This window comes from Rhodopirellula maiorica SM1, assembly GCF_000346295.1.
Lineage (GTDB): Bacteria > Planctomycetota > Planctomycetia > Pirellulales > Pirellulaceae > Novipirellula > Novipirellula maiorica.
The window spans coordinates 1-19,283 of record NZ_ANOG01000063.1; the positions used below are offsets into that span (position 1 = coordinate 1).

Annotated in this window: 18 protein-coding genes and 1 pseudogene; 9 read left to right on the forward strand and 10 right to left on the reverse strand. The window is 54.2% G+C overall.

Annotated elements, in window-relative coordinates:
• The first annotated feature begins 115 nt into the window (after positions 1 to 115).
• The 4 genes from RMSM_RS01925 (at position 116) to RMSM_RS01940 (ending at position 5,072) form a co-directional block, all read left to right on the forward strand.
• Entirely contained in the window at positions 116 to 1,702 is a 1,587-nt protein-coding gene (locus RMSM_RS01925) for an aldehyde dehydrogenase (NADP(+)) (protein ID WP_144057299.1), read from the forward strand.
• A 183-nt stretch (positions 1,703 to 1,885) separates the two neighbouring features.
• The gene (locus tag RMSM_RS01930) at positions 1,886 to 2,845 is read left to right on the forward strand and encodes a dihydrodipicolinate synthase family protein (protein ID WP_040763612.1); all 960 of its coding nucleotides are present in this window, start codon (positions 1,886 to 1,888) and stop codon (positions 2,843 to 2,845) included.
• On the forward strand, positions 2,842 to 3,816 hold the full coding sequence (locus tag RMSM_RS01935; protein ID WP_008690785.1) for a proline racemase family protein: 975 nt from the start codon (positions 2,842 to 2,844) through the stop codon (positions 3,814 to 3,816). Before RMSM_RS01930 ends, RMSM_RS01935 begins: the two co-directional genes overlap by 4 nt.
• A complete protein-coding gene (locus tag RMSM_RS01940; protein WP_008690787.1) occupies positions 3,813 to 5,072 on the forward strand; it encodes an NAD(P)/FAD-dependent oxidoreductase in 1,260 nt (419 codons plus the stop codon). The genes RMSM_RS01935 and RMSM_RS01940 overlap by 4 nt, the downstream gene beginning before the upstream one ends.
• A 404-nt stretch (positions 5,073 to 5,476) precedes the next feature.
• Here the strand turns inward: RMSM_RS01940 and RMSM_RS01945 are convergent, their stop codons facing one another.
• Complete coding sequence (locus RMSM_RS01945) at positions 5,477 to 6,049, reverse strand: haloacid dehalogenase type II (RefSeq protein WP_008690789.1); 573 nt, start codon at positions 6,047 to 6,049, stop codon at positions 5,477 to 5,479.
• 9 nt (positions 6,050 to 6,058) lie between these two features.
• A complete protein-coding gene (locus tag RMSM_RS42255) occupies positions 6,059 to 6,331 on the reverse strand; it encodes a hypothetical protein (RefSeq protein ID WP_236621966.1) in 273 nt (90 codons plus the stop codon).
• A gap of 21 nt (positions 6,332 to 6,352) precedes the next feature.
• On the opposite strand from RMSM_RS42255, the gene RMSM_RS39480 reads away from it, so the two are divergent.
• Positions 6,353 to 6,541 (forward strand): hypothetical protein, encoded by a 189-nt coding sequence (locus RMSM_RS39480; RefSeq protein ID WP_144057300.1) that lies wholly within the window; start codon positions 6,353 to 6,355, stop codon positions 6,539 to 6,541.
• Positions 6,542 to 6,601: 60 nt separating this feature from the next.
• Here the strand turns inward: RMSM_RS39480 and RMSM_RS01950 are convergent, their stop codons facing one another.
• The 5 genes from RMSM_RS01950 to RMSM_RS42260 form a co-directional block, all read right to left on the reverse strand.
• Positions 6,602 to 7,171, reverse strand: coding sequence for a carboxymuconolactone decarboxylase family protein (locus tag RMSM_RS01950; protein ID WP_008690792.1), 570 nt, complete (start codon positions 7,169 to 7,171; stop codon positions 6,602 to 6,604).
• A 152-nt stretch (positions 7,172 to 7,323) separates the two neighbouring features.
• Positions 7,324 to 8,064 carry a hypothetical protein gene (locus RMSM_RS01955; RefSeq protein ID WP_008690795.1) on the reverse strand — a complete coding sequence of 247 codons (741 nt, stop codon included), beginning with the start codon at positions 8,062 to 8,064 and terminating at the stop codon, positions 7,324 to 7,326.
• A 127-nt stretch (positions 8,065 to 8,191) separates the two neighbouring features.
• Positions 8,192 to 9,325: a M24 family metallopeptidase gene (locus RMSM_RS01960; RefSeq protein WP_008690797.1), complete on the reverse strand. Its 1,134-nt coding sequence runs from the start codon at positions 9,323 to 9,325 to the stop codon at positions 8,192 to 8,194.
• A 90-nt stretch (positions 9,326 to 9,415) separates the two neighbouring features.
• Positions 9,416 to 10,513, reverse strand: coding sequence for a GntP family permease (locus RMSM_RS01965; protein WP_008690799.1), 1,098 nt, complete (start codon positions 10,511 to 10,513; stop codon positions 9,416 to 9,418).
• Positions 10,510 to 10,929: a hypothetical protein gene (locus RMSM_RS42260; RefSeq protein WP_236621967.1), complete on the reverse strand. Its 420-nt coding sequence runs from the start codon at positions 10,927 to 10,929 to the stop codon at positions 10,510 to 10,512. Before RMSM_RS42260 ends, RMSM_RS01965 begins: the two co-directional genes overlap by 4 nt.
• 339 nt (positions 10,930 to 11,268) lie before the next feature.
• On the opposite strand from RMSM_RS42260, the gene RMSM_RS01970 reads away from it, so the two are divergent.
• From RMSM_RS01970 to sdhB, 3 genes are all read left to right on the forward strand, one after another.
• Complete coding sequence (locus RMSM_RS01970) at positions 11,269 to 12,153, forward strand: succinate dehydrogenase cytochrome b558 subunit (protein ID WP_144057301.1); 885 nt, start codon at positions 11,269 to 11,271, stop codon at positions 12,151 to 12,153.
• Positions 12,154 to 12,252: 99 nt separating this feature from the next.
• On the forward strand, positions 12,253 to 14,217 hold the full coding sequence (sdhA, locus tag RMSM_RS01975) for a succinate dehydrogenase flavoprotein subunit (protein WP_008690804.1): 1,965 nt from the start codon (positions 12,253 to 12,255) through the stop codon (positions 14,215 to 14,217).
• A gap of 138 nt (positions 14,218 to 14,355) precedes the next feature.
• Complete coding sequence (gene sdhB, locus RMSM_RS01980) at positions 14,356 to 15,210, forward strand: succinate dehydrogenase iron-sulfur subunit (RefSeq protein ID WP_008690806.1); 855 nt, start codon at positions 14,356 to 14,358, stop codon at positions 15,208 to 15,210.
• 506 nt (positions 15,211 to 15,716) lie between these two features.
• Here the strand turns inward: sdhB and RMSM_RS01985 are convergent.
• The 3 genes from RMSM_RS01985 to RMSM_RS02005 form a co-directional block, all read right to left on the reverse strand.
• Complete coding sequence (locus RMSM_RS01985; RefSeq protein WP_063870177.1) at positions 15,717 to 16,163, reverse strand: response regulator; 447 nt, start codon at positions 16,161 to 16,163, stop codon at positions 15,717 to 15,719.
• A gap of 37 nt (positions 16,164 to 16,200) precedes the next feature.
• Entirely contained in the window at positions 16,201 to 16,683 is a 483-nt protein-coding gene (locus RMSM_RS39485) for a hypothetical protein (RefSeq protein WP_144057302.1), read from the reverse strand.
• A gap of 1,898 nt (positions 16,684 to 18,581) precedes the next feature.
• Positions 18,582 to 18,836 carry a hypothetical protein gene (locus RMSM_RS02005; RefSeq protein ID WP_008690815.1) on the reverse strand — a complete coding sequence of 85 codons (255 nt, stop codon included), beginning with the start codon at positions 18,834 to 18,836 and terminating at the stop codon, positions 18,582 to 18,584.
• 134 nt (positions 18,837 to 18,970) lie between these two features.
• Between RMSM_RS02005 and RMSM_RS02010 the strand changes: the two are divergent.
• Positions 18,971 to 19,283, forward strand: a pseudogene (locus tag RMSM_RS02010) (rhomboid family intramembrane serine protease); the annotation flags it as partial.

Genomic DNA, 19,283 nt, shown 5'->3' on the forward strand with positions numbered 1-19,283 from the left:
ATTTTCTAGTCGCTTCTTTACACTCTGGCAATCAACGACGTGCGAATTCGAAGTATAACTAGCGTAGAAATCTGAACACAAACGCAAACGTCCTCTAGTCATGACATCAATCAAAATGCCAACTGCACTTATCCAAGGGAAACAGCTGATCGGTGCCGATTCGTCAGCCACGAACGCCCAAACGTTTGTTGCCACTCATTCTGGCACGGGCGCGTTATTAGATCCCCCCTTTCATGAAGCAAACGCCGAGGAAATCGATCTCGCGATGACGCTGGCGAGCGAATCGGCAAACATTTTTGCAAACACCTCATTTGAAACGCGTGCAAAGCTGCTCGAAGCAATTGCCGATGGGTTGATGGATGCCGGAGAGGCCTTGTTGGATCGCTGCCACGCAGAAACCGCCCTTCCGATGACTCGTTTGATCGGAGAGCGAGCGAGAACCGTCAATCAAACGCGATTGTTTGCCGAAATGATTCGCGAGGGGTCGTGGGTCGAAGCCAAGGTCGATCATGGTGATGCCGACCGCACTCCGGCGGCCAAACCCGACGTTCGCAGCATGCTGATCAGCATCGGTCCCGTCGTCGTCTTCGGAGCGAGCAACTTCCCGCTAGCGATTTCGGTCGCCGGAACGGACACCACCACGGCCTTTGCCGCAGGATGTCCGGTCGTCTGCAAGGCGCATCCGGCCCACCCCGGAACCTGCGAAATGATCGGCAACATCATTCGTGATGCGATCAAAGCCGTTGGATTACCTCCGGGAATCTTTTCTCTGTTGCAAGGACGGTCACACGAGGTAGGACATGCCCTGGTTGAACATCCGGCAACCGCAGCGGTGGCATTCACAGGCTCTCTCGCGGGCGGCCGAGCACTGTTTGACACGGCAAACCGCCGACGCAATCCCATCCCTGTCTACGCCGAAATGGGCAGCATCAATCCCGTCTTTGTATTGCCTGGTGCGATCGAAGAACGCTCCGAACAAATTGCTCAAGCATTTATTGGTTCGTTGACGATGGGGGTGGGACAGTTTTGTACCAACCCCGGATTGATCTTGATCCCCACGGGTGATCAAGGCGACCAACTGACCCAATCCATTGCAGAGCATGCCGCCGCCGCAGCCCCAGGAACGATGTTGCACTCGGGGATTCACGATGCGTTCAACGAGGGAGTTGCCCGAATCAAGCAAACCGACGGTGTGCAAATGTTGTCACAAGCAAGCGGACCGAGTGATCAAGCGTGCTGCAGCATCGCGGTTACCGATGTCGCGACACTCCAGCGCGAGCATTCGCTACTGGAAGAAATCTTTGGCCCTTGTTCCACGATTGTTCGCTACGACAACGCGAGCGAAATGCTCGAAGTCGCCCAAGCACTCGAAGGACAACTGACCGCCACGCTGCATGGCAGTGACAACGAATTGTCAGAGCACCAGCCACTGATCGAGGCACTGCAACAAAAAGTAGGTCGACTGATTTTCAATGGTTTTCCCACCGGAATCGAAGTTTGCCACGCGATGGTCCACGGCGGCCCCTACCCGGCGACCAGCGACGCCCACTTCACATCGATCGGGCCAGCGGCGATCAAGCGGTTTACACGCCCGCTGTGCTTCCAAGATTTCCCAAACGACCAACTGCCGCCCGAATTACAAGACTCCAATCCACGGGGCATCATGCGAATGGTCGACGGCGTTTTTACCCGCGACCAATAACACCGCTTCGATTGACGCGGCTACCTACTATGCGCGAATTGTTATATTCGCAGACGAAATACGCCAAGCAAACGAAGGTTGGCGTTCCTATCCTAGGGCATCGGCCTAGTTCGCTACGCCTAGGTCACCACCAGTCCAAATTGATTTCACTTCGACGCCTCGCGGCGTCCCCAAAAAACCTTACTGGAGAGATGCGTGCCTGATCGTTCAACAGTTTTTCGTGGTTGCATACCTGCGTTGATGACCCCGTGCAATGCCGATCGCAAACCCGATTTTGACGCACTTGTTCGCAAGGGTCGTGAACTGATCGACTTGGGAATGAGCGCGGTGGTTTACTGCGGATCGATGGGGGATTGGCCGCTGTTGACCGACGCCCAGCGTCAAGAAGGTGTCCGGCTGCTTGCCGAAGCCGGCGTGCCCGTTGTCGTCGGAACCGGTGCCCAAAATCCGCAGCTTGCTGCCGAACATGCCGCACACGCAAAGCAGGTCGGCGCGGCCGGGCTGATGGTCATCCCGCGAGTGCTTTCGCGAGGCACATCGCCAGCAGCACAACGCGCCCACTTTGCCGGAATTTTGAAGGCAGGCGAAGGAATCCCTTCGGTCATTTACAACAGCCCGTACTATGGATTCGAAACCAAGGCGGATTTGTTTTTCGATTTGCGTGCCGAGTTTTCAAACCTTGTCGGATTCAAAGAATTTGGCGGAGCGGCCTCACTTAGCTATGCCGCCGAACACATCACCAGCGGCGATCCGGATCTGACGCTGATGGTTGGCGTGGACACGCAAGTCTTCCACGGGTTTGTTCGCTGTGGCGCCGCCGGCGCGATCACTGGCGTCGGAAATGCCCTGCCAGGACCCATTCTGCGATTGGTCGAACTGTGCCAGCAGGCCGCCGCGGGCGACGTCGAAGCACGTCGATTGGCCGAAGAACTCGACAACGCCCTTGCCGTATTGGCGAAATTTGATGACGGACCGGACTTGGTTCTTCATTACAAGTATCTGATGGTGTTGGAAGGCAGCCCGGAATACGCGCTGCAACTGAATCCTTCGGATGCATTGTCGACGTCGCAACGAGCATTCCTCGAAGGTCAATGGAAATTGTTCCGCACGTGGTGGGACAACTGGTCCGGGAGAGAATCTTGAACAAGATTGGATTTGTCGACGCTCACACCGAAGGCGAACCGACGCGGATTATCGTCGACGGTGGTCCCGACATTGGGAACGGAACGCTGCAGCAGCGAGTCGCGTGTTTCGCCGAACATGCGGATGATTTCCGGCAATGCGTGATCCAAGAACCACGTGGTTGGGATGCCGTTGTTGGCGCATTGTTGTGTGAACCCACGGATCCGAACTGCGCCGCCGGCGTCATCTTTTTCAACAACATTGGCTACCTTGGCATGTGCGGCCACGGAGCCGTTGGCGTTGCCGTGGCGCTTCATTATCTCGGTAAAATTGGGCTTGGAAAAAATCGCCTCGAAACTCCCGTCGGTACCATCGAGATCGATCTACTGAGCCCCAATCAGGCTGCCATCCAAAATGTCCCTAGCTACCGACTTCACCACAATGTTCAAATTGACGTCGATGGCATCGGAACCGTTGTCGGTGATGTTGCGTGGGGTGGAAATTGGTTCTTCTTGATCGGTGAAAGCCCGGCCGACTTGATCCTAGATAACGTGGATGCATTGAGGAGTGCCGCCGGTCGCGTCCGAAACGCTCTACGCAGCAACGGAATCACCGGCGCCAATGGCGCCGAGATTGATCACGTCGAATTTTTTGGACCGCCGCATGCGGCCGACGCCGATAGTCGCAACTTTGTGTACTGTCCAGGCGGCCAATACGACCGGTCACCCTGTGGAACCGGCACCAGCGCCAAACTCGCGTGTTTAGCAGCGGATGGCAAACTGCAGCCCGGCGAAAACTGGATCCAAGAAAGTATCATTGGCAGCCGTTTTACCGCCAACTATGTGCGGATCGACGAACACAATGTCGTGCCTACGATCGTCGGCAATGCGTATATCTGCAGCGAAGGCAACTTGATACGTCAACCGCTCGATCCATTCGCCAATGGCATTGGATGCATGACCGCAAATGAATCCACAGAAGGGCTTGTATGATCCGCAGTGCACACAAAGGATCGGCGATCGTGGTCGGCGCAGGAACGATCGGAATTGCCTGTGCTCATTATCTAAACAAGGCTGGATTGAAAGTCACGGTCATTGACCGCGGCACGGTTGCGTCGGCCTGCTCGCATGGAAATTGTGGCTATATCTGCCCCAGCCATGTGCCGCCGTTGACCGAACCCGGCGCGTTTGGCGTCGCCTTGAAATCGTTATTCAATCCGCAAGCCGCGTTTCGAGTAAAGCCACGCCTGAGTCCGGCGATGTGGAATTGGATGTGGCAATTCGCCCGCCGCTGCAATCATCGACAAGTCCTAACTGCAGGCAAACACCTGCAGTCGATCCTCGATGCGTCGATGGACGAATATCAAAATCTCGTTCAACAAGAATCACTCGATTGTGAATGGAAAGAGAACGGACTGCTGTACGTCTTGCAGACACAGCGTGGCATGGATGCGTTCGCCAAGAACGACCGGATGCTGACCGAACACTTTGGCGTGTCAGCCAATCGAATCGACGGCGACCAGCTGCCCGAATTCGAACCGGGATTGAAACCGGGACTTGCCGGCGCGTTTCACTACCCCAAAGACACCTCGGTCCGACCAGACCGATTGAACCAGCAATGGGCCGATCGTTTACGCGCTAGTGGAGTGCAGTTGATTGAACACTGCGAACTATCCAGCGTTCACAAAACGGCGGGACACATCTCCCACGTCTCGACGACGCAAGGCGAATTGCAGGCAGACCACTACGTGTTTGCGATGGGAGCATGGAGCACACGTTGGTCGAACGAACTGCACTGCTCGATTCCGATCGAGCCTGGAAAAGGCTACTCGGTAACGATGAACCGAGTGGAAAATGTCCCCAGCCATCCGATTCTATTCCCGGAACACAAAGTGGGTGTTTCGCCATTCGAAACCGGACTTCGCCTTGGATCGATGATGGAATTTGCTGGCTACGACACTTCGATCCGTGACCAACGCATCCAACAACTTCGCGACTCCGCCCGTCCGTACTTGGTGGCATCGGTCGACGGCGAGGCAAAAGAAACGTGGTACGGTTGGCGACCGATGACTTGGGACAGTCTGCCGATCATTGGTGCGACACCCAATCTCGACAACGCGTTTCTAGCGACTGGGCACAACATGTTAGGTTTAAGCTTGGCCCCAAGCACGGGACGACTAATCGCAGAGCTGGTTACCCGCCAGCCGCCCCACATCGACGCGGCCCCGTTCTCGCCATCACGGTTTTGAGAACAATCGCCGCAAGTGCCGCGGACGCAGTGGCGACGTAGAGTCACGACAAAAAGCTTGCATCAATCAGGCTACTAAGCCGAAGCGGTGATTGAACCGCACGGCGCGATAGTATGCGTACCACGCTCGTTTCGCACGATTTTGGCTATGCCGGCGTTTGCGTTTTCCATCTGGCATGACTTTACCCTCCTTCCATCTACATCGCGTTTTGGGCTCGATGTTGTAATGATAGGCCATTAATGCAATTGCCATGCCAATTGGCAAATTACATGGTTTAGGTGGGTTTTGCGATAAGCTTCGTGATTAAATAAGACCAGCAGGTTGCCGAGCACAGCAGCCATCCGCTGGCGGCCGATGTCTGGCCATGGGTATCGCACAGGATCACGGCTTGGATTACATCGCCATCACTCACTCTTCCCAGACGCATCCGTTTGCTGCAGTATATTAACAAGTTCCTGGAGGTTACTGACAACGTAGTCAGGTCTTTCCACGTTTGGATAGAGCGTCTTGCCAGGGCGAGCGATAAAGGCGGTCTGCAACCCGACGTTATCCGCACCGGCCAAATCCCAGGCATGCGCGGCTACCATCAACACTTCGTCTGGCTTCACGCCCAAATCGGCAAGGACCATTTGGTACGTCTCGGGATGAGGCTTGTATTTTTTAATGGCCTCGACGCTATATCGCTTTTCAAAAAATTTGGTCAAGCCTGCGTTTTGAAACTGGGTCGCCACTCCCACGTTAGACGAATTCGTCAGGCTGACGATGTGGTAGCCGTCATCCTGCAACGCCTGCAATCCTGCGACCACATCCGGGTGCGGAGGCAGTGAGCGAAGCGGAGCAACGATCGCTGTTTTCGCTTCCTCATAGCCAAGATCGATGCCTTGCGTTTTGGCTACCATCATCAGCGCGGCTGTGCCGATTTCACCAAAACTGTGATACTCGCCGCTCAACGTTTCGACCAACGAGTAGTGCAGCATGGTAGAGAATCACAACGGCAAGAGATCTTCGCGGCCGCCCAGCGTCTTTCCAACCGATGCTTTCAAAGGAGCCAGATCAAGCAGCGTCTCGTTGACATCAAACACGATGACTTTCGGACGAACCAAAGACTTCTCTAAATGGGCTTTCTCTGATTGGGCTTCCCCTGGCTGGACTTGCTGCTTGGCGTTTTCGTTGAGATCCGTCTGCTGGGCAGACGCCTGATTCTCAGCAAACCCCAAAACCAAAATCGCGAGTACCAAACCGACGAATTTTGTGTTCATATCAATCTTTCGTAAATGTGAGTGCGAGTCGTCGGTCCGCTGATTGAGTCGTCGCCCAGCATAGTCATCGCCCTGCATGACGACAGCTTGCATGTTGACCAGACGCTGGCCAATCGCGACCGAGCGCGCCCCGAACCGTTCTGGTTCAATGTGGAAAGCGGTCTCGATTCCGACAGCATCCCGCAGCTTTTGAAAAAACTTATTTTCTAAACCAAGCGGTTTGTACGGTTCCACAAAGCAGAATCGGTATCGCGAGTGCCCCCGCCACCCTCAGTCGACGGGCTGCGCATCACCACTCCATTCGTTCTTTGCAAACGCTTCGTCCAGCGGAGTATTCGCAATGTGATTGGTGTAATTCGACAACACCTTGTAGGCGGTGCCGACGATCACATCGAATACCGTTTGCTTGGTATAGCCAGCGGCCAACAATGCTTCGACGTCGCTGTCGTCGGGCCAGCCGCGACTGAGGTTGACTTTTTCAGCGAAAACCCGCAGTGCTTCGAGCTTCGGATCCGCGATCGGCGTGCCTTCGCGAAGCGAGGTGATCACGTCTTCGTCGACTCTCAGTCCCTGCATAATCGACGTGTGAGCTGCCATACAGTACGTGCATCCGTTAAGCCGATTGTTGGTCATGGCAATGACCTGGCGTTCGGTCGGACTCAGATTTGTCTTGTTATCAAAAATCTCGGCAACCGTTCGGTACGCTTCCAGCAGCGCAGGCGATTCGGCCATCACGGCGTGCAAGTTCGGTACAAAGCCATACGCCTTCTTACTTTTCTGCAAAAGCGGCTTGCTGTCGTCACTGGCGTTCTCCACCGCGTGAACTGTAAATTCAATCATCTCTTGTTTCTCCGAAACATTTTGACCGATCGGTCAAATCAAGTGCAAAAAAAGGGAACGTCCCCGGAACCTTGGCCGCCCACGCCGCCAAGCTCCTCAACCACCGCGTTATCAACAAACTATACGAGTGTGGAACGATCGGTCAAGGCAATTCAGTCATCGCCCATGGCGCCTTTGACCAGCGCGACAAAGCCCAGCACAAACAAGATCGGCGGGTAAAAGAAGATTACGCCTGCCGCGAGCCCACCAAAAAACCAGATCAAGGCGGCAACCATCATGAACAGTCCGCCCATCGTACTGCTGCTGAAAAACGAGCTGCCACCGCGATCGACGTTATTTCCATTGTGCCGATCCTTAGCCAGTTGTCGCTGGGCATCCGCAAGGTGCGAGTTCGCGGTCGCGTTGGCTGGAGTTGGCGATGCATAGGATCCAGAGTGCCCCGCCGCTGGGTTGGCGTACGGATTGGGTTGAGCCTGTAACGCCATGCCAGCCGCCGATGGATAAGCCGCGGCCGGATTGCTGGGCAGATCATCCAGCCAATCATTTGCCGCAGCCTGCGAAGCGGTCGCCACAGGGGCGGCGTAGGCAACCGGGGCCGCCGAGACGTCCGCAAGCGGCACCTTGTTGACTTGACCACAAGGACAACGAACCGACTTGCCACGCGCTGACAGCGGAGCCGCCAAACGTTTACCGCAGGAACACGAAAGCGTCACTTTTCCGTTGGCCGCGGCCGCACCCCCAATCGCAGCGGATCCCGAGCCAGCGGATCCGCTGGAAAAGTTACCGGCGGGGACGCGAAATTGTTGACCACAAGTGCATTTGACTTGCTTTCCCGCCAACTCGGGTTTGGATTTCAGAACACGACGACAGGCAGGACACGCAAATTGCGACATAACATTTAACCTGAGAGCGAATCGCAAACAGGCGTCCCCTGCCGCGTGGAGCAAAGGATACCCACCCGAGCAAGCTAGGTCAAATTTTTTATTTCTTCACGCGTCGCATGCCGAACGGACGTGCAGCTTAGGTGGACCAATCGAGTCCATAGGGAAGTTGGTTCAGACATTCCGGTTGGCCCTCGGTGACGACCAACATGTCCTCCACCCGAACTCCGCCGACTTTACGACCGTATAGACCTGGTTCGATCGTAAACACCTCTCCTTCGAACAACTCGCCTCCGCCGTGGTCAAGCAGAATGGGCTCGTGCACATCCAGCCCGATACCGTGCCCCAAGCCATGTTGAATACTCGGCTCGTCCGTGATCTTGCCGCGTGAAAGCTTGTAGCCTTGCTGTTTTAACACGTCTTCGGCCTCTTGATTGACGTCGTTTGCGGAATTGCCGGCGACCAACAATTTCGCGGAATTGACTCGAGCGAGGACGACTGCATTGTGCATTGCCGCGACGGTTTCCGAGACTTGACCGTTGACCACGGTCCGAGTGCAATCCCCGTTGTAATAAGTTGTTTCGTCACGTGGGTACAGGTCGACGATAATAGGTTGCTCGGTCAACAGAGGCCCGGTGCCGCTATGATGACAATCGGCAACCTCGGGTGCGGATGCCACGATGGCACCGTGCGACATGCTGAAGCCACGTTTCATGAATTCGATCGCTGCGAGGCCGCGGATCGATTCGCTGGTCAACACTTCGCTGTCTTGATAGAGTTGGCCTTGCGCATTCACGCTCGCATTGGCAATTCGCTCACACATCATCCGCATCACCTCTTCGGTGACGGCTTGGGCCTTGCGTAGGTATTCGATTTCCTGGTCCGACTTGACGCGTCGATCCAGCACTCCGAGATCTTCGTCGTACAACAATTCGATCTCGGCCTGTTGCAGGTGCCAAGCGAAGATGAAAGGCAACGAGCGATCTGCCTTGACCTGTTCAACACGTTTGGATCGCAGCACTTGAACAAGAGCTTGCGCGGTCGCGGTTTCGCGGTCCGCACTTAAACCAAGCGGCGGTTCGTGCTCGGCGGGACAGGTCACATGATCCACACTACTGTGTTTGCGGACTCGATCCATTTCAAGATCGCGGACCAGAGCAATCGTGTGCCCCCCCAAATCAACCCAAGCAGCGGGGTCACCCAATGGCACGTGAATTCGCCGGTACAGAGACGGATTTTTATTGGGAAAGCCAGCAAGAACGGAAGCATTCATAATCAGAGAAACATTCAAGGAGCGAGAAGCAGGAACAGAAAACTTAGATGAGCTGGGGAGCAACCTCTAGGCTAACAATTTATCTCACTTCTAGCTAATGCCTGGAAAGCAATAGGCGAACAGGATTGTGAAAAACAATGCCGAGATCCCCATCGCTGTCGACATCGGCGCGATCACGCGAAGCCCTTCGGATTCGGTCATCCCGCTCATCCGGGTGATCACCCAAAACCCGCTGTCGGTCATCCATGAAATTGGCTTGCTTCCCGCACCGATCGCCATCGCGAGATAGACGGGATGAAACGGCAGCGACTCGGAACTTGCAAACCCTTGCAAAACTCCCGCGGCGGTAATCATCGCGATGGTTGCGGATCCTTGCAGCGTACGGATCGACGTGGTGACAAGAAACGCGAGCGGCAGTAACAGCAATCCGGGAACGTCGCCCGCCAATTCGCTGACCGCTTGTGCAATTCCGGCTTGGTACAACATCGCTCCGAAGGCACCGCCGGCTGCGGTAATCAAAATGATATTTCCGGCAGAGCTCAGCGAACGATTGACGAGCGATTTGCGTTGTTCTGCGGGACAATAACGAATCAGCGACATGGCAAAGCCAGCTCCGACTGCGATCGCAATATTTTTGTCGCCAAGGAAATCGAGCAAACGAGCCAGCCCAGCCGATTGGATCATTCCCGCTTCGCTGAGATAGCCTCCCACCGATCCGGTGCCGATCATTGCGACAGGAACAACAATCGGCAACACCGACGCGATCAATGACGGCCGCCGTGATTCAAGAGTGGTGCTTGAGATTTCTGCATCGGAAGTTTCGGAGCCCCCCTCACTGATTGGCCGCAGCGGAACCTCGACGAGATGATTGATGATTCGGGCCGAAATCAACGAGAACACACTACTGCATCCTCCGATGGCGAGCCCAGCAATCATCATCGTTCCGACATCGACGCCGATAATCTCAGCGACTTGCAGTGGCCCGGGCGTGGGCGGCACCAGCGAATGAGCAATCGAACCACCCGCCATGATCGCCATCAGAAACAAAACATAATCTTTGCCAAGTTTGCGGCGGAGCGAGCGTGCAAGCGGAACCATCAGGTAAAAGACCGTATCAAAATAGACCGGTATCCCAATCACAAACGAGCTAGCCGCGATCGCCTCGGCAGCCCGCCGCTCTCCGGTCATGCTGAGAATCGAATCGACAATTCGCGACGCCGCCCCGATTCAAGCAGGCATTGCCCAATAATGCTGGCCAATGCGATCAAGATGCCAATCTTGCCTGCGGTTTCGCCAAACGCCGTCGCTAAACGAGATTGTGGCGATTGGAATGTGAATGATTCCGCTGCATTTGCGGTCATTTTACCAGCGTCAAGCTGCGACTGGGCATAGCGATCCAGGTTGGTGTGACTCGACAAACTCGCAACCAACAACCCCGCCAACAACAATGTGAGGAAAGCGTGAAGACGGAATACCAGAATCGCCACCAAGACGACCACGACAGAAATAGCGACGACCCACCAAACATTCAGTTCTTGAGAAGGAGGTATGTTTGCGATTGCGGCGCCCGAAGGCGCAAATAATTGACCGAACATGTGTGGCATTGTGTCCAATATCGTCTTCCTGGGATGATGCTGTCCTTGGCGTGGGTGCCGTATCGCCTTAAATTGACGTGGGTACTGGATTTCCAGTACAAAAGTGCCGCCGTCGCTTGCCTGCTTCGTTAGACGCTTAAGCAAACCGACCGGAAATGAGTTGCCTGCGGGGTGAGCTCATTTGCTCACCCTTACAGGACGAGCAAGTGTGCCCATCCTACCATTGCGTGGCAAGTCATTGCGAAGCGGCTCCGATATTTGTCAAGCAGAGACGGAATGCTGCGATAATCCGTCAAATCGCACTTGTTGCGGCCTAACCTCTTTCACATGCAAAGCAAGACGACCGACGTGGCTAACTTGACTACCAACCCATCGTTCTACCTTCGGCACGAGTTCGCGATTCGCCGATTCCATTCCTTGATTGGGATCGTGCCTCTCGGGCTGTACATGGTCATTCACTTGACGACCAACGCCAGCTTGATGAACAGCCCTGAGAGTTTTCAGCGTGCGGTCTATATGATCCATAGCGCGGGCATGGCATTGCCGCTGATCGAATGGGGCGGCATTTTTCTTCCGCTGCTTTTTCACGGCATCCTCGGCATCTGGATCGCAAAGAATGCGAAACTGAACACCGGCCATTATCGTTTCACTGGCAACCGGCGATATGCATGGCAGCGATACACAGGGATTGTCGCATTAGTGTATTTGTTCTTTCACATTTTGCATTTGCATGGCTGGTTCCACTTTGGGCCTTATTTGGAAGTCATCCGCCCGCTGCAGTTTGCTGCGTTTAAGCCTTATAACGCCGCCAGCACGCTGGTTGAATCGATGAATCAGTGGGGCGGTTTTGTGTGGCCGGCATTCTATCTCGTCGGCGTCATGTGCTGCGTCTATCACCTGGCAAACGGATTATGGACCGCGGGAATCACCTGGGGTTTATGGATCACGCCGGCAGCCCAGAACCGAGCATCAAAAGTTTCGGTGGTGTTCGGTGTGATTCTGTCGGTTATTGCACTGAGCGCTTGGTGGGCCGCCGTGGCACCGAGTTCTGAAGACGCGATTCGATACCGCGAGATCGAAAACCGAATGTACGAAGCGAACCTCGAGTCCGGCGTGATCTTGGACACACCCGAAAAACGCTACGAAGAAGCGACCACTGAAGCGTCGGTGACTCCCGAGACTGCATCCCCCACCGCAGACGCTGATTCAAGTGACTCGGATCCACTTCAATAATAAATTCAATCTTCGATGACGGAACTTGGCACTCCCCAACTAAGTTTGCGTCACAAGACCTCATAAGCAACTTCCACAATAAACTGTTTGATTTGAATTATGCCTGAGCATCGTGTTGTCGTAATTGGTGGTGGACTTGCCGGACTCGCAGCCACCATGAAATTGACGGAGTTGGGGGTGAAGGTTGATCTACTCAGCCTGACTCCGGTGAAACGCTCGCACAGTGTTTGTGCGCAAGGCGGCATCAATAGCTGCAACGACGCGACGCGGCAACTTGGCGATGACGAGTGGAAACACTTGGACGACACGGTGTACGGCGGTGACTTTTTGAATCACCAACCGCCTGTCAAAGAAATGGCCTACTGGGCTCCGAAAGTCATCGATTTGATGGACCGTCTTGGCGTCCCGTTTAACCGAACCGGCGAAGGCTTTATCGATCGCCGACGTTTCGGTGGCACGTTGTACAAGCGAACCGCGTTTGCGGGTGCAACCACCGGCCAACAATTGCTGTACGCCTTGGACGAACAGGTGCGTCGTGCTGAAAACGACGGCATGGTCAAAAAGTACGAGTTTTGGGATTTCCTGGCTCCGATCAAAGACGATGATGGACGCTGTCGCGGTGCGGTCGCTCAAGACATGGTATCGATGGAAATCAGAGCGTTTCCAGCCGATGCGGTGGTTGTCGCCACTGGCGGATGCGGACTGGTCTATGGACGCAGCACGATGAGCGTCTTCTGTACCGGCAGCGCCGCTAGCCGCTGTTTCCAAGCGGGGGCAAAGTACGCCAATGGCGAATTCATCCAAGTGCATCCAACTGCCATCCCAGGCAGTGACAAACTGCGTTTGATGAGCGAATCGGCGCGTGGCGAAGGAGGCCGTGTCTGGGTTCCTCGAAAACCACAGGACCCACGCGAACCAAAACAAATCCCCGAGAACGAACGCTATTACTTCCTCGAAGAACGGTATCCCGAATACGGCAACCTTGTTCCGCGTGACATCGCGACCCGCGAAATCTTTGACATCTGTGTCAACGATGGCTTGAGCGTCGACCCCGACAAGATGTGCGTCTACCTCGACCTGACTCACATTGAACGCTCGGAATTGGATCGTAAACTCGGCGGCATCCTGGAGATTTACGAAAAGTTCCAAGGCGTCGATCCTCGCGACGAACCCATGCGAATTTTCCCTGCGGTTCACTACAGCATGGGCGGATTGTGGGCCGATTACGTTAAAAGCGACAACGGCGGGCTTGAACCCGGCGCGCCACAAAATCACATGACCAATATCCCCGGTTTGTATGCGATCGGCGAGTGTGATTACCACTACCATGGTGCAAACCGACTCGGTGCCAACTCGCTACTTTCATGCATCTTCACCGGATTGTTCACCGGCCCGTCGATTCTGAACTATGCCAACAGCCAAACCAGCGGCGGCAACGACGTACCCGCAGCGGTGATTGATGCCGCAGTCGATGCACAGAAAAAGCGACATCAAGACCTGCTAAACGGCAATGCCGGCAGCGACGAAAACCCCTACCTGATTCACCAAGAACTGGGCGATTTGATGACACGCGTGGCAACGGTGGTTCGCCGCAATGACCAGCTCGCCGACGCGCTCGAAAAAATACAAGAACTGCACGAGCGTGCGATGCGAGTGAATCTTTCGGACACGGGCAGCTGGACCAACCAGAACGTGATCTTTGCCAAGTCGCTTCAAGATATGTTCCCGCTGGCGAAGACGATCTTGAAAGGCGCATTGCAACGCGATGAATGTCGAGGTGCCCACTTCAAACCCGACTTTCAAAAACCGTCGCTGACGTCCGATGATCCGGTCGAGCGTCGCCAACAAGCCGAGGCTTGGTGTGACGCATTCGAAGAGAACAACCGCAAGTATCTGAAGTCGACGGTGGCATCATGGAACGATAACACCAAGATGCCCGACATTGTCTATGAAGACGTCGATACCTCGCTGATCCCACCGCGACCACGCCTTTACGGCTTAGTGGGCGCCGAAGAGATCGAAAAGGTTTGGAACGAACGGGCCAAAGCTGCGGTTGCCCAGTAGGCACGCACCCTAGACGCGTGCAATCGCTCGCTCGATAGAACGCAAACGCGGGGTCAGCATGCCTTGATCCCCAAGCTAAAATATTATTGTCTCACTGATATTCGAATTCACCATTTTTGCCATTGTTAGGATCGACGGATGAACGCCCTCGAACCCAATTTGAAGAAACGTCCCGAGTTCATTAAAGTCCGCGTTCGTCGACAAGACGCTCCGGGAAAAGAACCGTACTGGGAACTTCACAAGATCAAGTACGAACCCGAATTGAATGTGATCAGTGTCCTGCAGCGGATCGCAGCTCAAGCCAAGACGTCCGACGGCAAAAAGGTCAATCCTGTTGCATGGGATTGCGGATGCCTCGAAGAGGTTTGTGGCGCGTGCACGATGGTCATTAACGGCCGTGTCCGCCAGAGCTGCAGTGCGCTCGTGGACCGATTGCTGGCCGAAAATAGTGACGAGCTGGTGCTCGAACCAATGAGCAAGTTTCCGGTGATCCGTGACCTGCAAGTCGACCGGGAACGCCTGTTCCACAATCTGTCGCGAGTGAAAGCTTGGGTGCCTGTGGACAGCTATTACGACATGGGACGCGGTGAGCGAGTATCACGCGAAGACCAAGAGCGAAACTATCCGCTCAGCCAGTGCATGAGCTGTGGCTGTTGCCTGGAAGCCTGCCCTCAATTCTTGAAGGTGGAATTGGAACGGCATGAAGGCGAATCGGACGAAGCCTACCAAGCTCGCAAGGATGCAGCATTCGACGAGAGCTTTGTAGGGCCGCATGCGATCTCGCAAGCGATGTTGTTCAACAACCACCCCACCGGCAAAACACTTGCCGACGAACGCCTCGAAGCGCTCACCGGCCCCGGTGGAATTCAAGTTTGTGGCAACGCCCAGAACTGCGTCGCGGTATGCCCGAAAGAAATTCCACTGACAACGTCGATCGCGAGAACCGGTCGCGCGACCACGCTGTACGCGATCCGCACGTGGTTCGAGAAATAAACCACGCGTGATGCCGGTTGGCAGATCGTGAGCCGAGTGCCGTAAGGCACCGGGTACTGTGTGGGACTCAGGTGCTGTGTGGGCCCCGAATGCCGTGTGCCCCGGCTGCTCGCGCGCGAGCGGCTCACTAAATCAACAAGCCGCCAGCAGGCTGTTGGTTTAATGAAGTTTTCTATGGCAAGGGGTGAGTGATGGACTACATCGTCCGTCATTGGTGTATCCGACGGACTAGGAAGTCCATCGTATGACTAAATCAGCAAGCCGCCAGCGTCAAAGCGCATCGCTGTGAAGCATTTTTTCGTAGCGAAACTCGCAGAGAGTTTCGGCTTTACCCGCATGGCCGAAAATCTCTGCGACTTTCGCTAAAGTAAATTCGCGTTTTCCTTGTAGGGAGAAATGCTTCACAGCGTTGGCCAAAGCGGCCAACACACCGAAAGGCACCTGCCTAGATGCTTAACCTATTCGCGTTGCTATTGCGGCGGGGACGCGAGGAATTGCGGTGTATGTTACGCCAGCACAGGCGTTGAGTGGACCATCAAGCGTTTGTGATCTCGCACCACCCGCATGAACTCGTCTTCATGAACCGGTTTGCGAATGTAATCGTGGACACCAAGGGCGTTGCATCGCTCACGAATACACTCGTCTTCGTTCGCAGTCAAAACCACCGTGGTCAGCGCGTCAGTATTGACCTCGCTGTTTTGCAGCAACTCGATCACATCGATCCCCGAACCATCCGGCAGATTGAGATCGAGTAAAAGAAGATCGGGTCGCGGCGCGCGAGCGAAGACCCCTTCTTGTCGCAAAAATTTAATCGCTTCGCTAACACAACGCACCAACGTCAAACGGTGATGAACTTGGCTACGCCGAAGCGAATGAATCGTAACGCGTGCATCCATCAGGCCATCCTCGACCAACAATATCTCCATCGGTTTGAAACGTGAGCCTGAATGCATATGAAAAAGCTCCAATTTTTGATTGTCTGAAATGGGATCAACCCACGTTGCGTGAATTCTCGATCAACCCGTTCTCGGCTCGCTCGTGCTCTCGCAGTTTTTCGTCAAACGCCTGAGTCTGATCCACCAACTCTTGGACACAAGCTGCGATCGCACCTCGATACTGAAGCTCTTCGGCTTTCTCGATCAATTCGCTTAATAGCAAGTACAAGGAACAATGCTGAGCCATTGTTTTTTCAGCAGCATTTACTTTACACGAACTGAACTCAGGTGCGACTTCGATATACCCGTATGATTCTTCAAGGGCAAATTGCAGCGCCATCTTATCTCGAAGATCATTCAGTAATCGAACTAAATCTCGCGTTACATGCGAGGGCTGTTCCATGTTCTCACAGATCTGACGCACATGGTGAAGCGTATGCCAAAATTCAGGATGACTGTCTTTAATCTCCTGAAGAAAAGCAGAATTAACCACGAGCGTCTTTTTCGCTGCACTGACTGTCGATACGACTGTAGCCATGGAAAGCCTCCGTGAATGTGAAAACGCGACGGCGCTGGGTGAGAATAGGTGCAGGTTTGACACGGAGCAGAAGAAACGTGTTCCCGCACGGCCGCTCTGTAAATTTTAACCGCCCGAGAAGAGCAGGGTCAAGCATTTAGCAAGTTCTCGCGTCTTAAGAGCCCTTCACGACCCCCTCTCCAGGAGTGCGGTCGCAGTGCAAAACCCTTATTTTCCGGTACAAACCTGCCACCCCCTCACAAGAACCACTTAAGCAACTGCGAGCAATCGACCAAGCGGTTTCGGGTACATCGGTTGAAAGTGCAAGATCCAGTCGTGCAACGCACTTGGGGCAAACTGCTGCCGCAAGCGACCGAATTTTCGCAAGGCAACGCATTCAAGCTAGCGACACGTAGGGATCCCGAACGATCGCCGTGCTCGGGTGCAGCGACCTGCCCGCGTCGATTTCATCAACGTCTCTACCGCACGTTGCGAGCGCGGGTCGTGCGTCTTTAGGTCCTTTAGCGAGACGCATCCGCCGATGCGATTGATTGTGTGTAAATTGATGCCGCTATCGGACTGAGCGACATATCGCCTGCTTACAACCAAGGGCAGACACCCGACGCAAACATGCCACAAAAAAGCCACTCAGTTTGCGGCTATCCGCACCTCGATTGCAACGCAACTTTGTTACAAAACGTGTAGCGGCAAGCCTCATGTGCAATGCACTCCAATTCCTAACGACACCCTATTGTCAAACACGTGGTTGTCATACACGTAGTTGTCAATGACGTGGGGCACCATCGGATGCATTTATAGCGAGCAACGTCATGCTTGTGCTGACATCAAAGAAAAAAATAGGACTCTCGCAACAACGTCCAACTCGATGACGCTATGCTTTAGTGACGCAGAAGGGATCGCGACATGACGACCACGCATCCACGACCACACATTCATGACCGTTGCCAACTTTGCTTGACATGCTGGCGTACCGCACTCGGATTCACAGCCGAATAAACACAAGCATGATTGATAAAAACAAACACACACTCGCTGCTAGCTTTAAAGTTCCAAACGACGTTGATCGCGGAACTTTGTTATCAAAGCATGGCTGCGCCCGTGGCCAGGATAGCAACGCGCAAAGTTTGGTTTTGAATGCCCTCGGTCGTGCCGAGCGGCCGAAGTCTGTAGAGCGTACAATTCAAAAAAAAGTTTGCGTGAGTAACGCGTGTATTTTGCGGAACTTTCGTCGTGATCAGCCACGACTCTTTAAAACTCTTTCCGGATTGTTGTTGACATCGCGAGCGAACGTCGCCACATTCACGCTCGATCTGAACGTTGACTTTAAATCACTGAGCAACAGGACGACGAAGAGTTGCTTGCACCTGACTTTTCTTAAACAAATTGTCCGACAGCTCTTGATGCGAGGCCAGAATGACCTAAGTATACTTGTCACTCGGATCACCCCTTATCGACAAAAACTTTTCACAAACAAGGTTGCCTAGAACCATCCAACAATGCGAAGGACTTAGCGTTGAACGGATGTGTTTCAAGAACCATTGACATCGACAACTTCACTTAGACAACTACGTACCCCGAATGAATCAGGGTATCGCAAATCGTTAAGAAGGAACCTAACGACAAGCAATTGGGAGCTTCCACTGATGGATCGATTGCGAAATGAGTCGCCCACAACTCATGCACATGGATGTCGCTCCCATTTTTTTACTGTTTCGTTGCGTTGAATCGAAGTCGTTTGCGGCTTCATTGTTATTGATCGCAACAGACGCACGATCGGTTGGCGAAGGATCACCAACCGACCTGAACGTCGAATAGTAAATCGCGAAGCTGGCGGCGCACGACGCAATGCCAGCTCGCGTTTTTTTTTGCCGCAACCGTCTCTCTACAGACGCGTCACTCTACAATCGTGGCTTCTCCGGAACGACCGAGTCTTGCCATGGTGCCAAGCCTTCGATTTGTGTTTTACGGCGAAACACTCGTGTGCCGCAGCTCACGCACAGCGTCTTTGCATCGGGTCGAGCGAACACGCAACTGCTTGTGAAACGATATGATTCGACGCGGTCTTCGGGAACGCCGGGCTGGGTTTGCGAGTCAGGGTGTAGCGGATACGATTCTTCGGCACGCGAGGGGCTTGCCGCAATCAGGAGAACCAAAGAGAGAAGTCGCCTTAGAAAGAGACAGCGAAAAGCGAACACTGTTTTTTGCTTGTGCGATTCGTTGGCAGGTCGTTGGGGGGAAGAAGGGAGGAGGGTTGTCTTTGTTTGAAAGCCCATAATAATCAAAAGCGATGATACCACTACGCGACAGCATACCGAGCCGCACGTTTCCCATGATCAATTACCTGATCATTGGATTGTGCACTGCCGCGTTTATTGCCCAGCTGGTTTCGGAAGAACGTGGCGGCCGAATTGCCGAACGCTTTGGCATGGTGCCCGCGAGATTGTCCAACGCTGATGCCGATCCCGTCATCAATGAACGCGTTCGCATCCAAACCCCGCTTGGGATCGAAGTCCGCACGATCACTCGCGAACTAGCACCGTCTCCGATTCCTGCATGGATGACGTTGATTACTTGCATGTTTCTGCATGGCGGTTGGATGC

Bases quoted from the DNA above. Each gene is read 5' to 3' on its own strand.
- RMSM_RS01925 (WP_144057299.1), top strand. From the start codon at position 116: ATGCCAACTGCACTTATCCAAGGGAAACAGCTGATCGGTGCCGATTCG.
- RMSM_RS01940 (WP_008690787.1), top strand. From the start codon at position 3,813: ATGATCCGCAGTGCACACAAAGGATCGGCGATCGTGGTCGGCGCAGGA.
- RMSM_RS01945 (WP_008690789.1), bottom strand. From the start codon at position 6,049: ATGCTGCACTACTCGTTGGTCGAAACGTTGAGCGGCGAGTATCACAGT.
- RMSM_RS42255 (WP_236621966.1), bottom strand. From the start codon at position 6,331: ATGAACACAAAATTCGTCGGTTTGGTACTCGCGATTTTGGTTTTGGGG.
- RMSM_RS01950 (WP_008690792.1), bottom strand. From the start codon at position 7,171: ATGATTGAATTTACAGTTCACGCGGTGGAGAACGCCAGTGACGACAGC.
- RMSM_RS01955 (WP_008690795.1), bottom strand. From the start codon at position 8,064: ATGTCGCAATTTGCGTGTCCTGCCTGTCGTCGTGTTCTGAAATCCAAA.
- RMSM_RS01960 (WP_008690797.1), bottom strand. From the start codon at position 9,325: ATGAATGCTTCCGTTCTTGCTGGCTTTCCCAATAAAAATCCGTCTCTG.
- RMSM_RS01965 (WP_008690799.1), bottom strand. From the start codon at position 10,513: ATGACCGGAGAGCGGCGGGCTGCCGAGGCGATCGCGGCTAGCTCGTTT.
- RMSM_RS42260 (WP_236621967.1), bottom strand. From the start codon at position 10,929: ATGCCACACATGTTCGGTCAATTATTTGCGCCTTCGGGCGCCGCAATC.
- sdhA (WP_008690804.1), top strand. From the start codon at position 12,253: ATGCCTGAGCATCGTGTTGTCGTAATTGGTGGTGGACTTGCCGGACTC.
- sdhB (WP_008690806.1), top strand. From the start codon at position 14,356: ATGAACGCCCTCGAACCCAATTTGAAGAAACGTCCCGAGTTCATTAAA.
- RMSM_RS01985 (WP_063870177.1), bottom strand. From the start codon at position 16,163: ATGCATTCAGGCTCACGTTTCAAACCGATGGAGATATTGTTGGTCGAG.
- RMSM_RS39485 (WP_144057302.1), bottom strand. From the start codon at position 16,683: ATGGCTACAGTCGTATCGACAGTCAGTGCAGCGAAAAAGACGCTCGTG.